This is a genomic window from Micromonospora sp. NBC_01655, assembly GCF_026339755.1.
In the GTDB taxonomy this organism is placed as follows: domain Bacteria; phylum Actinomycetota; class Actinomycetes; order Mycobacteriales; family Micromonosporaceae; genus Micromonospora.
The window spans coordinates 2,863,068-2,876,773 of the sequence record NZ_JAPEQF010000001.1 but is presented as its reverse complement, the minus strand read 5'-3'; the positions used below and the strand labels follow the sequence as shown (position 1 = coordinate 2,876,773).

Here is a 13,706-nt window from a genome sequence, read left to right as displayed (position 1 = left end):
GACCGGAGAGCGGAGAGCGGAGAGCGGAGAGCGGAGGGGCCGAGACCGGAGGGGCCGAGACCGGAGGGGCCGAGACCGGAGGGGCCGAGACCGGAGGGGCCGAGACCGGAGGGGCCGATAGGGGGTCCAGCCCACTTCTTTTGTCGTCACTTTCCTTGGCGATGCGTCAAGGCCGACGCGAAACGAGCACCGGTTCTTCCCACCCCGATCGCGGTCGTAGTCAGTCTTCACTGACGCTCCGCTAGCGAGTCATCAAGACGAGTTGTTCCCGCGTTCGGGCGAGTCCCCTGAAGTACCAAGTGTTGATCGCGATGGTGACAGTGTGTGGAGGGACCTCTCCCGCTGGCCAACGTGAGCCAGTGGATCTCAAGCCATCGTTCATGCTTGCTCCCGGCGGGTCCGCAGGCAGCATCGCCAGAGGTGTACGAAGGTCTGCTTTCCGGGGGGTGTCCTAGAGAGAAGCTGGTGCCCAGCCTGCCAAAGACGTGGCTGAGCTAGCCCTCGACAACCGGAGCCAGAGCTCGTCTGCCTGCTTCTTCGATGGACATGAGGCGTGATGTGCGTCACGTAAGAGCTGCTTGCGGTGGGGGTGGTGGTGGTAGCCGACCGAAGGAAGGAGTGGCTCCCCCTCTAAGGAGGCAAGAAGCCATCTCGATGGATCGTTACTTTCTGTAGTTGTGATTGGGTAGCCGCAGCCTGGCTGTGGCCGGCCGGGCGGCGGCCGTCCGCCATCCCCGAATCAACGGGGTCAGGTGCGCGCCGAGCCGGTTTGACCGGTCCAAGCGCAAGCGCGTGTGCGCGGAGCCGGGTACGCCGGCCCCGGAGGGTCAGGTCTGACCTACCCGCCCCCCTGATTCCCGGGAATCGCGCCGCTACTCGGCGTTCAGGTAGCCGGCGAGGGTGTACGCCGGAGACCGGTCGAGGCGGGCGCCGCCGTGGTCGTAGCGGCGGGTGGTGCGGACATCGGCGTGGCCGAGCTGGTCCTGGATGTCCTCCAGGCGGGCGCCGGCGTCGCGGGCGAGGGTGGCGCAGGTGTGCCGCAGGACGTGCGGCGACATCGTGACCGAGATCCCCGCCGTGCAGGCCAGGCGCTTGAGCAGTCGCCACACCGCGCCCCGGTCGAGCCGGCCGCCGCTGGCGGTGGCCACCAGCGGGCGGCGCGGACGGGCCCCGGGCGTCTGCGTCGGGAGCCGGTCGCCGGCCAGGTCGACCCGGCCGGCGAGGTAGGCGTCCAGGCGGCGAGTCACCGGCGCCGGGAGCGCCACCAGGTGCGGCTGGTCGCCCTTGGCGGTGAACCGCAGCACCCGGTGGCCACGGTCCTCGCCGAGCTGCTCCCGGTCGGCGCCGACAAGCTCTCCGACGCGCAGCCCGGTGTAGAGCAGCAGGGCGACGATCGCTGCGGCGCGGGCGGCCTGCGGGCCGGTGTCGGCGTCGGCCGCCGCGAGCAGCGCGCCGGCCTGGTCCCGGGTCAACCCGGCCGTGGTCGAGCGGTCCGGGTTCACCCGGGGCTTGCGCTTCGGGTCGATCGCGGCCGGGTTCGCCCGGTCGGTGTGGTCCTCGGCGACCATCCACGTATAGAACGCGCTGACGGCGCGGCGGGCACGGGTCGCCGTGGCCGCGCCCGAGGACTCCTGGGCGCGCAGCCAGGCGTGGGTGTGCACCCGGCGGGCCTCGGTGAGCGGGTCGACCCCGGACACGGTCAGGAAGGCCAGCCAGTGCGCGACGTCGCGCCGGTACGCGTCCCGGGTGTTCGCCGACTGGTAGCCGATCAGCCACTCCCGCAGCAGCGCAGCCAGTTCCTCGGCGGCCACCGAGGAACTGGCTGCGGGCAAGGGAGCGGCGGGCAGCAGCTCGCCGGACAGGACGGTCACTGGCGGCCCTGTTCATCGGCAAGGGCCTGCATCGCGGTGGCCGTCAACCCCTCGGTGCTGGTCAGCACGCTCTTGAGGTTGGCTCGGCCCATGCCGTGCGGGTCACCGGTGGTTCCCAGGGCATGCTGCACCGCCGCGAGCAGTCGCGCCGCCTGCGGCAGCAACCGGTCCAGTGCCGGCAGATCCTCAGCGAGCGCCAGCGGTTCGGCGATGGCACGCAGCCGGGTGGTGAGGGGATCCAGCTGGGCGACGAGGGCCTTGCGGTCCGGTGGTGGTGTCGGCTCGACCGAACGGACGTTCCCGCCGATGCCGCCCCACGCCTCGCCTTGGCCTCCGTCGCTAGCAAGCACCCGGATCCGCCAGGTCTCAGTGTCCGGGTGCTCGGCGGTCCAGTCCCCGGCTTCTTCCGCCGCCGCCTGCAGCGCGGTGGCCTCCGAGTGGAGCGGAACGATGCGCTCGTATCCCCGGTAGACCTCGTTGCCGTCGGTGTCGTACTCCGCAATCTGCATCTGCCAGGTTTCCATGTGCCCCTCTCCCACCACTCCCGCAGATTGTCAGTGCCGCGCTGTGCTGCTCGTCTTGGCGACAGGCACGATCAGGGTGCCGTACTGGAGCCGGGTGGGGGCAGAACCGGCGCGCGTCGACGGGCGCCTGGCCCACGCGATCCGGATGCGGAGACAGCCGGTATCGACTCATCGTCGTTCAGCACGAAACTCCACCTCGCTCGGGGTTAGACGTCGGTGTCGTCTGCCAGTTGAGCTGAGGCACGATGGCAGACGACAGTCGGGTGGAAATCTATGGCCTGGATGTGACGTTTTCATGCCTCGATAAGATCAGTTATGGAGGCATCGCTTGGGCGGGGCGATTCCCGGGAGTCGGGACGCCCCCCGGGGTCAGCCGGCCGCTTCCCCGCCTTCGCCGCGCGGTGAATCAGGTCCGACGAACTTCATGTCCTCGGGCTTGATCGCCAGCGGCACCCCCGAGCTTTCGAGGGCACCGACGATCTGCTCCACAAGACGTTCTTCCTCGGCTCGCCGGCGATCGCTCTCTTCGCCCTCCAACCGTTCGGCAGCTCGGGCGGCCAACACCTCACGCAACACCGTCACCTCAGGTGTCCATTCCAGCCAGCCTCCGGCACGGCCTTCCGCCCACTCGACCGGTAGACCGGCGTCCGCGGCAGCACGGACGGCGAACGCGAGCTGAATCAGTGCGTCCATCTGCGCGGCGGCGGCGGCCCGGGTCTGCTCGGCCAGCTCGTACGCTCGGCGCCGCCACTGGTCCACTGCCGTCGCGGCGTTGAACGTGGCGGGCTTGGAGGTCAGCTCCGTCCAGCTCCACAGATCGAGCGCGGCGCCACTCCTCGACACTTCTGACGCCCTCGCCTACGAGATGTCGCGCTACTTTGGACTGGACCCGAGGCCGACTATCCAACGGACTCACCTGCACCGCACCGCTCTTGCGGCAGACGCAACCGAGCGACAGCCCCGCCGTGGGCGTCGACCTGTATCGGGAGACCATTGGCCTGCCACCTCTGCCGAGATCCTGAAGCACGCAAAGCGCGGCACATGAGAGAGCACCCCTGCCATACCCCTGACCAACGGCAGGTTATGACTAGCGCCCAACCAGGGGATAATCATCGCCATGCTCCGCAAATTCACCAACGCCGACCAACTCAACCTTGTTGGGGACAGCCTTGCCGTCGGCTGCCTCGACCTAGGGCCTGTTCGGCGGATCACGGTTAGACAGGCCCAATGCGCTCGACACGCATCGCCTCTCTGGCCAGTCCATGGAGGCAAGAGAAGGAAGCCGGAGCCACGCCTGACGCTTGTGGACTCGCGCCGGAGACGATCTTGACGGTGACGACTGGCCGCCTAGACTGCCCTGGCGCCGACGAAAGCCTCATCCTTGCCGAAACGTGCTGGCCTCGCTGACGGCAAACCGATACTGCACCCGAGTTCTGAATCTGAGAAGGTGTGCCCGCACGAGTCGGACCGGCGTGGAAGGAGCCACCACCCTTGATCATTCTGGACACCAACATCCTCTGGGGCATGAAGCCAGACAGCAGCACCGCCGACCTCCTCCGGGCGCTCAAGGCAGCCGGAATCCGCGTCGCTGTCCCGTGGGTGGTCTTGGAGGAACTGGCCTCACACCGGGCTCTCCCGTACGCCGAGGCTCACGCTAAGGCGACTTCGACGCTCAACGAGCTGAAGGGGCATGTTCCGTGGGAAGGAGTGCCCAGCCTCGGCCAGGTCGACACGGAGCGGCACCGGATGCACTGGCGAAACATGTACCGGCAGATGGTTGAGGTCATCGAGCCGAGCGTGGAAGTACTGCGGACCGCGTTCTTCCGGGAGTCCAACGTCCTCGCGCCGTGCAAGCGGGTCGGCCAGAAGGGCGGCAAGACTGGTTCCCGGGATGCTGCAATCTGGCTGACGGCCATCGAGTACGCACGTGACCACGGGGACGAAACGGTCTACTTCGTTAGCGAGAACACGAAGGACTTCGGCGACGGCACGGAGTACCTGGAGCCGATGAAGAGCGACCTCGCGAGCATAGAGGACCGCTTCTATCACCTCACCGCGCTGGACGCCGTGGTGGAGCGCTTCGCGAAGCCGGCCGAGGTCGACCCGGAATTCCTCCCTGCGCTCCTGGCAGGCAAGGATTCGATCGAACTGCTCACGGACGCGCTGTCCGAACATCTGCCGACGGTCGCCCACAAGAACGACTCGGGATGGATGAACGCAGGTCTTGCCCACACCCGACTCGGGGACGGCGAGAACGTGGGGGAAATCCCCGCCGGGTCGAGGTGGCTCTTCTCGCCCTCGCTCACCCTCGATGGTGTCTCGGACGTGACGGCCCACAGCATCGGCGGACAGGACTGGTACATGGCCACGGTCCGGTTGATCGTCTCCGGCTTGATGGTGCTGCCCGGACCAAACCTCATTCCTGCGGCGAACGCTCTGGAGGCCCGCGTACTCGTGACCCAGGACGAGACTGGCGCACGCCCGTCGGTCCTGCGATGCAAGCCGCCCCGTGCACTTACGGCTGAGGAAGTCAGCCGGGTTCCGAGCACGGAGGTCAACCAACGACAGGAGTTGGCAGCGCAATTTCTATCCAACCGGCTGTCAAGGCAAGCATCCGCCGCGACACCGGAATTTCCGCAGCCCGGCTCGCCAATCGACGTTCTCTCCACTCTGTCCACGTGGGCCATCGCTGCCTGGGCGATTCGGGATTCGTTGAAGTAGGGCCGTCTCCTGGAATAGTTGGGCTGCGACTAAGGCGTGTCCTGCCGATCTTGATTGAGCGAGACAGAACCTCAGAGGGTTAGGGTGTCGATGTGACGACTGCCCGACCGCTCGACAGCGAGGAACTCGCGAGCACGGCTGCGGAGCGCGAGCTTCTGGAAGACTCCATCGATGCGTACCGCGATGTCATCACCGCCAAGCTCCGAGGGCTGTCGGAGGATGACGCCCGCCGGAGCCTGGTACCCTCGCTCACCACGCTCATCGGTCTCGTCAAACACGCTGCCGCTGTTGAGCGGAACTGGTTCCAGCACTGCCTGGAACAGCAGCCGCGTGAACAATGGCTTCGACTGGCGCACCCCTTCATCGACAGGCTGGGCGAAGAGCGTGTCCGTCGAGACGGCTGACTGCGTGGGCGCCAACTGCGCTCATCGGGGCTACTCGCAGCGGTGCCGGGCACCCGCCCGCGGGGCCGGCGGCCCGAAAGCTATCAAGAGGCAGAGTGGTCGTCCACGTTAAGCTGCATGTCGCCCGGTGGCCCCCGTGCTGTTTAAAGGCGGCGCGGTGAGCCCGATGTGAGCCCGGACGCCTCCGGATTGGACGGCACCACTGAGGATTCACCGGCAACCACAGGGGTGCCTACCAGGACAGATAGACACCCCTGTGGATTGTCAATCACAGGCAATCATGACCGGGATCCAACTTCTAATCCCAAGGCCGCAGGCTGCTCCCCGCGTACACGGGGAGAATCCGGAGGGATCGCCTTCGCGAAGCTCACCCCGGCTGCTCCCCGCGCCTGCAGGGCTGATCCCACAACCCGGTCGGCACTGCTGCCGGACGGCTATTCGCGGCCGGTAGACATGATGAGGGCCTCGGTGAACTGCTTCCAGGTCGGCTGGTCGGGGAAGTCGTCTCCTCGGTTCAGGTAGAGGCCGGGCAGGGCTTTGAGCGAGGACTCGAGTGCGCCCAGGAAGCGTTCGAGGGTGTGGTTCTCCCACTCGGTGGGGTGGGCGCGAAGGTCGGTGAGCATCCGGCCGACGATGTCGGCAGCGTCAGTGTGTGTGGTGACGTGGCTCACCTCGTCGGGACAGATGCTGGTGAATCTGCCGGTCTCGTAGGGGCTGCTCATCGGGTCATCGTGCCTGTTCTGTTGGGGACACCTGTTCCGGGTCCGCTTCACGCCAACGGGTGCGGCTCACCGGCAAGTGCCGCGAGTGCGGCGGCGACTTCATGGACTGTCGCTCGGACGTAGGTAGCGGTAGTGCCGGTGTCGCCACCGCTGCCCGAGTGACCGGCATATGCACGGGCGATGGCGTAGCCGAAATTCCGTTCCACCCACGTCAACGTGGTATGCCGCAGCCAGTGCGTACTGATCTGCTGGGCGTGCACCCACGGCAGGCGCTCACCGATGCGCACCCACAGGTGATCATATCGCCGGTAGGTGATGGGTTGCCCGCTGCGATATCGGAACAGTGGCCCTGCCTCGGTGGCATGCCGCTGCTCCGCATGCCGCTGCAGGTACCGCATCAGCGTCGGCGACACCGGCTGCCACCGCACCGTCTCGCCCTTCTCCCGCAACATGACCAGACACTGATCCCGGTCCAGATCCACCGGCCTCAACGCCAACGCCCCACCCCGACGGCACGCCGTCTCGATGTGCAACCGCAGCAGCAGACTGTCCAACGCTGGATCATCACCCGTGGACGCCGCCACCTCATTGATCTCCGCCAGCCGACTGTCGGCCAACGCCCGCCGCGTACTCGGCAACCGCCGCGGCTTCGCCACCTTCAACGCGGGATTGTCAGCCTCGGTCATGAGGCCGTCAGCGACCGCCCGCCGGTACAGACAGCGCAACGCCGCGATCAGATGCTCCGCCGCACTGCGCCCACCCCGAGCGTTACGCCGAGCCACCACATGCGCCTTGACATACTCCGCCAACCGCTCGATCTCCGACGGCGTCGGCTCATCGATACGCCGCTGACCCCACTGCTCGACCACACGCTTCCAGTACGAGCCGTACGCCCGCCGCGTGCCGGCCGTGACCGCTGCCGCCACCACCGGCACGTACTCCGCGAACGTCGGCGCCGCTGGGCGATCCGACGCCGCCCCCACCAGATCCGCCGGCGAGATCCCCATCCGCGCCAGCAACAACCGCGCGGCATCCAACTCCGCCCTGCCCGCCATCGCCGCGCTCATGCATCATCACCACCCAACACCGCACGCTGAGCCTGGGCGACCATGTCTTCCAAGGCCGTCGGCGGATACACCACGAGCAGGTCTGCGCCAGGATCGGCGGTCAACAAGGCCCGATCCCCAGCTTTGAGCCCACACCAGTGCCGCACCGGAGCCGGCAGCAACAGGTGTCCCTGACCGGTGAGAGCGAAAACTCCACCGAGATCCCGACGCACGACAATGACGCCAGCTCTCTCGCGGATCTCCAGTCGGGCACCCGGCTCCCAAGCCAGGGCACGGACGATGCCTTGATCACGGATTCGGCCGCTGGCATCGACCGACGCTAGGCGGTACACCTTGGCCTCGGTCCGCTGCTGCGCGACCGCTGGCATCGGTAACGGAGCCCGTCGCAGGGTTGCGTGTGAGTCACGGGGGTTGCTTCGCCCACGGTCCGGCAGAAGAACCGGGGGAACGACAGAAGTCAGAGAGGGCTCAGCCACAGCGACCACCGCCGTCGACCGACACAGGGTCGGTTAGGTTGGTCGCGAAGATCAGATTCACGTGGTCAAGGAGCCTTGACCACGAGTACGTAAGAGACGGCATGGATGCCGCAAATTTGTGTCCGAGGGGGGACTTGAACCCCCACGCCCTATACGGGCACTAGCACCTCAAGCTAGCGCGTCTGCCATTCCGCCACCCGGACTTACTCGTTCAGCCTACCCTGTCGGCCTGGGTGGCTTCACCACCCGTCGACCGCCCTGGAGGGCCGCACGGGGGATTACTGTACACGGCGGCCGTGGATCATGCACACCACCTTCCCGGCGACCCGTTAGGCCAGGTCAGAGGGCTGACACCCACGACTGGGGCACGCCGACTCGATCGTGATCGGCAGGGCGGGTGGCGTCGAGCCACCTCCTCCGGGCAGCATGACTGACGTGTCACAGCCCTCTCCCCTGGCCGCCCTCCAGCACCGGGCGCTGGCCCAGCGCGCCTCCGGCGACCTCGCCGGGGCACGTCGGCTGCTGGCCGACGCGCTCGGACCGATCCGGGCCAGCTACGGCGAGGACCATCCGGAGGTACTGCGTACCGCGCACCTGTTGGCCCGCCTGCACCGCGAGACGGACGATCCGGCCGCCGCGCGGCGCGTACTGGAGGAATGCCTCGCGGCCGGCGAGCGCCGCTGGCATCCCGCCGACCCGCTGCTGCTCGCGCTCTCCCTGGACCTCGCCTCGGTCTCCGAGGAACTGGGCAACCGGCACGAGGCCCGCCGCCACTACTCCCGCGTCGCGAGCGCCGGGCCCGCCGTGCTCGGCGCGGACCACCCGGCGGTACGCGAGGCGCGGCACTACCTCGGCCCGGGCGCGCCCGGGGCGGCGCCCTCCGCTCCCGCGTACGACCCGTCCGCCGCCCAGCCCCAACCGATCACCCCCCAGCCCGGCCCGATCGTCCCCCAGCAGGGCCCGACGGCGCTCGATGGTCCGACCATGCCTCTCACGCCCGTTCCGATGCCCCCGCCGCCGCGACAGGCGCAGGCCGCCGCGCCGCGGCCCGGAGCCGCGCCGCCTCCGTCGGCGTCCGCCCCGCCCCGGCAGCCGTCGCCTCCGCCTCTGCCGCCGGTCCCGGCACCGCAGCAGTACCTTCCGGCTCCGCCTCAGGTACCAGCCCCGCCCCAGCAGCTTCCACCGCGGATCCCGGCCCCGCCGCCGGCCGAGCCCGCACCAGCACCAGCACCAGCACCAGCACCAGCACCAGCACCAGCACAGCGAAGTCCCGAGCCGTCCCGTGCACCAACGGCGCAGGGGCCCCTGCCCGTACCCCAACTTCCCGCTCTCCCACAACAACGCACCACGCCGGTTGACGCGCCCGCCCAGCAGGCGGCCTCCCCGTGGTCACCGGCCCGGGTCGCCGCGCCGCCAGAGCCCCAGGCTCCGGCTCACCCGGCGCCAGCACCCCAGCCCCCGCCTTACCCGGCGCCGGCTTCCGGCACCCAGCCCGGGCCGCCGCATCGGACCTACCCTCCGCCGCCGGCCGTGCCGTCTCCGCGTACCGGGCCGCCCACGCCACCCCAACCACCGGCACCGGCCGCACCGACCTCCCCGTGGGGACCGCAGCCCACGTCGAGAGGCGCCCAGCCCACGTCCGCCCCACCGGCACCGGCCACGCCGCAGGCAGTGCCCGCGCCGCGTCCGCCCACCGGGCCGGCACCGCAACCGGCACCGCAGCCCGTCCCGGCGCTCGGTTGGGACAAGCCGACCATTCAGGTACGGCAGATCGACGCGCTGCTGCGGGAGGAGGCCACCCGCGGGGCCGGTACGCAGGCCGGGCCGGTCAGCGGCGGGCCGGCGGCACCGGTGAGCAGCGCTCCGCCGGACGCCGGTGCTCCGATCAGCGCCCCGCCCGCCAGCGGTCCCCCGGCCATCCCGGTCAGCGCCCCTCCGACGAACGTACGACCGGTCAGCGGCACACCGGTCAACACGCCGCCCGTGACCGCGCCACCGGTGGTCGGAACGCCGTTCATGTCACCGCCCGTGAGTGGACCACCCGTAAGCGCACCACCGGTGAGCGGTACGCCGTACAGCGCACCACCACACAGCGCACCACCACACAGCGCCCCACCACACAGCGCACCACCCTTCAGCGCACCACCCTTCAGCGCAACGCCGGTCAGTAGTCCGCCGGTCAGCGGGGCGCCCGTGCCGCCCTGGGGCATGACGGCGCCGCCGTGGAGCAGCGCCGCGCCGCCGCAGCCACTGGCTCCGACCGTTGACCCCGACCCGGCCCCGGACCTTGGGGACGGTTCCGACCGTTCCGCCGAGGAGCCGGACGGGCCGCCCGCCGACCGGCAGCCGGAGCCTGGCCCCGCGCCACCGCCACGGTCGCCCGGTCCGGAGCCGTCGGTGCCGGGGCTCGACGCGTCCGCCGTCGCGCCACCCCCGGTCCCGCCACCCCCGGGCCCGCCGCCCCCGCACCTGGACCACCGCTCCGGCGCCGCCGACCAGGGGCCGGCCGGGCAGGACTGGACGCGGCAGCGGGCGACCGACCCCGGGCCCGCCGAGCAGGGGCAGCAGGGGCAGGCCTGGCACGAGCAGGACGGCTGGCGGGCCGCCGACGACTACCCCTCGCCGCAGGATGCGTGGCAGACGACGTACCAGGAGGAGCCGACCGGACGCGGCTGGACGGTGGTCCTGGTCGCGGTGGTGGCGCTGGTGATCCTGGCGATCGTGGTCGGCGTCGCGGTGCTGGTGTTCGACCGCGACGAGGCGGCTCCCCCGGGCTCGGCACCGGTGTCGGCACCGGCGTCGGCGTCGGCCGTCCCGAAGGCGAGTGGCCCCCCGCCGGGTGACCTCAAGTTGCGCGACGACAGCAGCACGATCACCCTCACCTGGACGGATCCGTCCTCCGGCGCGGTGCCGTTCATGGTGGCCGGTGGACGGACCGGGCAGAAGCTGGGCGTGCTGGCCACCGTGGATCCGGGGCAGACCAGCTACACGGTCAACGGCCTCAACTCGCGGGTGGACTACTGCTTCACCGTGCTGGCGGTCTACTCCACCGACGCCTTCGCCACCTCCGGGCAGGTCTGCACCGCCCGGACGCCGGCCCCGACGGCGAGCTGACCCGCCGTCCACCCCGCACACGCTGGGTGTCCACAGGCGGACGGTGCGGGTTTCCCCTGCCTCAGGGTGGCCATATGATGGCACCCGGCTCGGGGAGGGTCGCCGGTCACCGGCGCGCCGACCGGCATGACGACACGGGGAGGCAGCCGCTTGTGGCCACCATCGACGACGCCGTGAGCACCGGGCCGGAGGTTCCCGGCCGCCGTTCCCGCTGGCGTGGCGGCCTGGTCACCATCGGCACGGTGGGGGCGCTGCTGGCCGCGATGGGCCTCACCGTCCTCGGGCTGGGCGCCGCCGACAACGCGGTGGCCAACTACGACGCCAGCAGTTGGCTGTGGAGCGCGGCGCGCAGCGAGATGGCCCGGGTCAACGGCATCACCGCGCGCGTGGACACCCGGGTGGAGGTCCCCGACGCCCGCCGGCACCCGATGCAGGTCGTCCAGACCGACCGGCTGCTGGTCCTGCGTGACCTGAACACGGGGCAGGTCAGCTCGCTGGACCTGGCCACCCTCCAGATCACCGCCAGCACCCGCACCACCCCCGGCCTGGGCGTCAACGTCGCGCTGCACGAGGACGCCGCATTCGTGGTGGACGCCGTGCAGGGCATCGTCCGGCAGCTCGATCCGCGCTCGCTGGCCCCCGTCGGCGAGCCGGTGCGCTACCCGCCGGGCATCACCGGCGGGGCGTTCGACGGGGAGGGCCGGCTCTGGATCGCGGTCCCGGCCGAGGGCACCGTCTCCGCGGTCACGGCGGCGGAGCTGCCGTCCGAGCCGGGCTCGGCCGCGCCGGCCGGTTCCGGCGTCAGCCCGAAGAAGGTCGAGACGCACGAGATCGCCGACCCCAGTCACGAGCTGGTCGTCTCCACGCTGGACGACGGGGTGGCGGTCCTCGACCGCACGGCCGGCGCGCTGGTGCGGGTGCAGCGCGGCGAGGTCACCCGGACGCAGTTGACGATGGCCGGGCCGGGTGCCCTGCCGGCGCGGACCAGCGGGCCGAAGGTGCCGGTGACGGTGCCCGGCGACCGGACGGTGCACGTGGTCGGCGCCGGCGGCGAGGAGCGTGCGTTCACCGTGCCTGGCCGGGGTGACGGGCTCAGCCCGGCCGTGGCCTGGGCGGACCGGTACTACTGCGCCGACGAGAGCACCGGCACGGTGTACTCCTTCGACGCCGGCGGGCAGCTCGTCGACACGATCGGAGGCAAGGGCTCGACCGGCCCGCTGGAGCTGGAGGTGCGGGAGAACCGGCTGTTCATCAACGCGCCGGACTCGTCGACCGCCCGGGTGGTCGACGACAAGCACCAGGTGCGCGAGGTCAACAAGTACGCCAACGACGTGCTCGGCGGCGACCCGCCGCCGGCGCCCCCGCCGCCCCCGCCGAAGAAGCCGAAGGTGAGCAAGCCGAGCGCGCCGCGCAGCGTCACCGCGTCGGCCGGCAACGCGCAGGCCCGGGTGAGCTGGCGGCCGGCCGCCGCGAACGGCGCGGAGATCATCCGGTACGTGGTGGAGGGTGCCGGCCAGCGCCGGGAGGTGGGCGCGAACCAGCGGTCGGTGGAGATCACCGGCCTGACCAACGGCGAGACGTACCGGTTCTCGGTGCACGCGGTCAACGCCAAGGGCGACGGCCCGGCGCGGACCAGCAACCCGGTCACCCCGACCGCCGCGGTGCCGGACCCGCCGGCCAGCGTCACGGCCGAGGCCCGGCCGAACGGCACGGTGCTGGTCAAGTGGCCGGCCGCCAACGGCCAGGGCAACACCATCGCGAAGTACGCGGTGACGGCGACCTCGGCCGGCGCGAACGCCCCGGCCGGCGAGTCGGCGAAGACCGAGCTGGTGGTGCCGGCCGGCGAGCTGGAGTACGGCACGCAGTACGCGTTCACCGTCGTCGCGGTCAACGACCGGGGCGCCGGCTCGAAGGCCTCCCCGGTGAGCAACAGCGTGGTGCCGTTCGCGGCGCCCGACCAGCCGGTTGGCCTGCGGGCGTCGACGGTGGCGGACCAGCCGGGCACCGTCGCGATGCAGTGGTCCCCGGCGCCGGCCAACGGCCGGCCGGTCACGAAGTACCTGGTGGACGTCGGCGGCCGGGCCAGCGAGGTGACCGACACCCGGGCCACCGTGAACGGCCTGGGCGACGGGCAGAACGTCACCGTGAAGGTGAAGGCCGTCAACGAGGCCGGCCCGGGCCCGGAGGCCACCGCCACCGCCCGCACGGTCGCCCAGCCCCGGGTCACCGTCACCGGCTCGTCGGCGACGGCCACGGCCGTCACGGTCACCTTCACCGTGGACGCCGGGGGCGGGAAGGCGACCTGCACCGTCAGCGTCCCGGGCGAGGCGCCGGTGCAGGCGAGGAACTGCGCCAGCGCGACCGTGTCGGGCCTGACGCCGGGCACGAAGTACACGGCCACGGTCACGGCGAGCAACGCCGCCGGCAAGGGCACCGCGGACCGGGCCCAGGCCACCGATCCGCTGTACGGGATCGCGACCTGCAACAACGGGCCCGACGGCGACCAGCGGACGTACTGCGACCGGGACGTGGCCGGCCGCAACGGCAACGAGATCTTCCGGGTGCCCCGGCAGGACAACGACCAGCAGGCCGGCTGGGCGAAGCCCGGAACCCGGCTCAAGGCGTACTGCAAGAGGCAGGGCGAGAACGTCGACTCCTGGATCTACAACAACCAGAAGCAGAGCACCTGGTGGGTGCAGGTCGAGTACAGCGGGAAGAACTACATCCCGTGGGCCTGGCTCAACCTCGAAGGCGGGGACAACATCAACGTCCTGCCCACCTGCTGACCGCGCCATCAGGCAAGGAGC

The 13,706-nt window shown here is 70.5% G+C and carries 11 protein-coding genes, 1 tRNA gene and 1 pseudogene; 5 read left to right on the top strand and 8 right to left on the bottom strand.

Going from position 1 to position 13,706, the window contains the following annotated elements; all coding sequences use genetic code 11:
* Positions 1–872: 872 nt before the first annotated feature.
* From OOK41_RS13500 to OOK41_RS13490, 3 genes are all read right to left on the bottom strand, one after another.
* Positions 873–1,871, bottom strand: a complete 999-nt coding sequence (locus OOK41_RS13500) for a tyrosine-type recombinase/integrase (RefSeq protein ID WP_266265016.1) — start codon at positions 1,869–1,871, stop codon at positions 873–875.
* Positions 1,868–2,395 (bottom strand): hypothetical protein, encoded by a 528-nt coding sequence (locus tag OOK41_RS13495; RefSeq protein WP_266265014.1) that lies wholly within the window; start codon positions 2,393–2,395, stop codon positions 1,868–1,870. Before OOK41_RS13495 ends, OOK41_RS13500 begins: the two co-directional genes overlap by 4 nt.
* 369 nt (positions 2,396–2,764) lie before the next feature.
* Positions 2,765–3,238, bottom strand: coding sequence for a hypothetical protein (locus OOK41_RS13490; RefSeq protein WP_266265012.1), 474 nt, complete (start codon positions 3,236–3,238; stop codon positions 2,765–2,767).
* 648 nt (positions 3,239–3,886) lie between these two features.
* Between OOK41_RS13490 and OOK41_RS13485 the strand changes: the two genes are divergently transcribed.
* Together OOK41_RS13485 and OOK41_RS13480 are read left to right on the top strand one after the other, a co-directional pair.
* Complete coding sequence (locus tag OOK41_RS13485) at positions 3,887–5,116, top strand: PIN domain-containing protein (RefSeq protein WP_266265009.1); 1,230 nt, start codon at positions 3,887–3,889, stop codon at positions 5,114–5,116.
* 92 nt (positions 5,117–5,208) lie between these two features.
* Positions 5,209–5,520, top strand: coding sequence for a DUF664 domain-containing protein (locus OOK41_RS13480; protein WP_266265007.1), 312 nt, complete (start codon positions 5,209–5,211; stop codon positions 5,518–5,520).
* A gap of 434 nt (positions 5,521–5,954) precedes the next feature.
* Here the strand turns inward: OOK41_RS13480 and OOK41_RS13475 are convergent, their stop codons facing one another.
* The 4 genes from OOK41_RS13475 to OOK41_RS13460 form a co-directional block, all read right to left on the bottom strand.
* Complete coding sequence (locus OOK41_RS13475) at positions 5,955–6,242, bottom strand: hypothetical protein (RefSeq protein ID WP_266265004.1); 288 nt, start codon at positions 6,240–6,242, stop codon at positions 5,955–5,957.
* A 47-nt stretch (positions 6,243–6,289) separates the two neighbouring features.
* Positions 6,290–7,309 (bottom strand): site-specific integrase, encoded by a 1,020-nt coding sequence (locus tag OOK41_RS13470; protein ID WP_266265001.1) that lies wholly within the window; start codon positions 7,307–7,309, stop codon positions 6,290–6,292.
* Positions 7,306–7,677: an AbrB/MazE/SpoVT family DNA-binding domain-containing protein gene (locus OOK41_RS13465; protein WP_266264998.1), complete on the bottom strand. Its 372-nt coding sequence runs from the start codon at positions 7,675–7,677 to the stop codon at positions 7,306–7,308. Before OOK41_RS13465 ends, OOK41_RS13470 begins: the two co-directional genes overlap by 4 nt.
* Positions 7,678–7,904: 227 nt before the next feature.
* Positions 7,905–7,988: transfer RNA gene (locus tag OOK41_RS13460), tRNA-Leu, on the bottom strand.
* 223 nt (positions 7,989–8,211) lie between these two features.
* Between OOK41_RS13460 and OOK41_RS13455 the strand changes: the two are divergent.
* Positions 8,212–8,415 (top strand): annotated as a pseudogene (locus OOK41_RS13455) (tetratricopeptide repeat protein); the annotation flags it as partial.
* Positions 8,416–9,542: 1,127 nt separating this feature from the next.
* Here the strand turns inward: OOK41_RS13455 and OOK41_RS13450 are convergent.
* Entirely contained in the window at positions 9,543–9,803 is a 261-nt protein-coding gene (locus tag OOK41_RS13450; protein ID WP_266268064.1) for a hypothetical protein, read from the bottom strand.
* Positions 9,804–10,182: 379 nt separating this feature from the next.
* On the opposite strand from OOK41_RS13450, the gene OOK41_RS13445 reads away from it, so the two are divergent.
* Complete coding sequence (locus tag OOK41_RS13445) at positions 10,183–10,899, top strand: fibronectin type III domain-containing protein (protein ID WP_266267817.1); 717 nt, start codon at positions 10,183–10,185, stop codon at positions 10,897–10,899.
* A 173-nt stretch (positions 10,900–11,072) separates the two neighbouring features.
* On the top strand, positions 11,073–13,685 hold the full coding sequence (locus OOK41_RS13440; RefSeq protein ID WP_266267816.1) for a fibronectin type III domain-containing protein: 2,613 nt from the start codon (positions 11,073–11,075) through the stop codon (positions 13,683–13,685).
* Positions 13,686–13,706 lie beyond the last annotated feature (21 nt).

Bases quoted from the DNA above. Each gene is read 5' to 3' on its own strand.
- OOK41_RS13465 (WP_266264998.1), bottom strand. From the start codon at position 7,677: ATGCCAGCGGTCGCGCAGCAGCGGACCGAGGCCAAGGTGTACCGCCTA.
- OOK41_RS13495 (WP_266265014.1), bottom strand. From the start codon at position 2,395: ATGGAAACCTGGCAGATGCAGATTGCGGAGTACGACACCGACGGCAAC.
- OOK41_RS13470 (WP_266265001.1), bottom strand. From the start codon at position 7,309: ATGAGCGCGGCGATGGCGGGCAGGGCGGAGTTGGATGCCGCGCGGTTG.
- OOK41_RS13475 (WP_266265004.1), bottom strand. From the start codon at position 6,242: ATGAGCAGCCCCTACGAGACCGGCAGATTCACCAGCATCTGTCCCGAC.
- OOK41_RS13450 (WP_266268064.1), bottom strand. From the start codon at position 9,803: ATGAACGGCGTTCCGACCACCGGTGGCGCGGTCACGGGCGGCGTGTTG.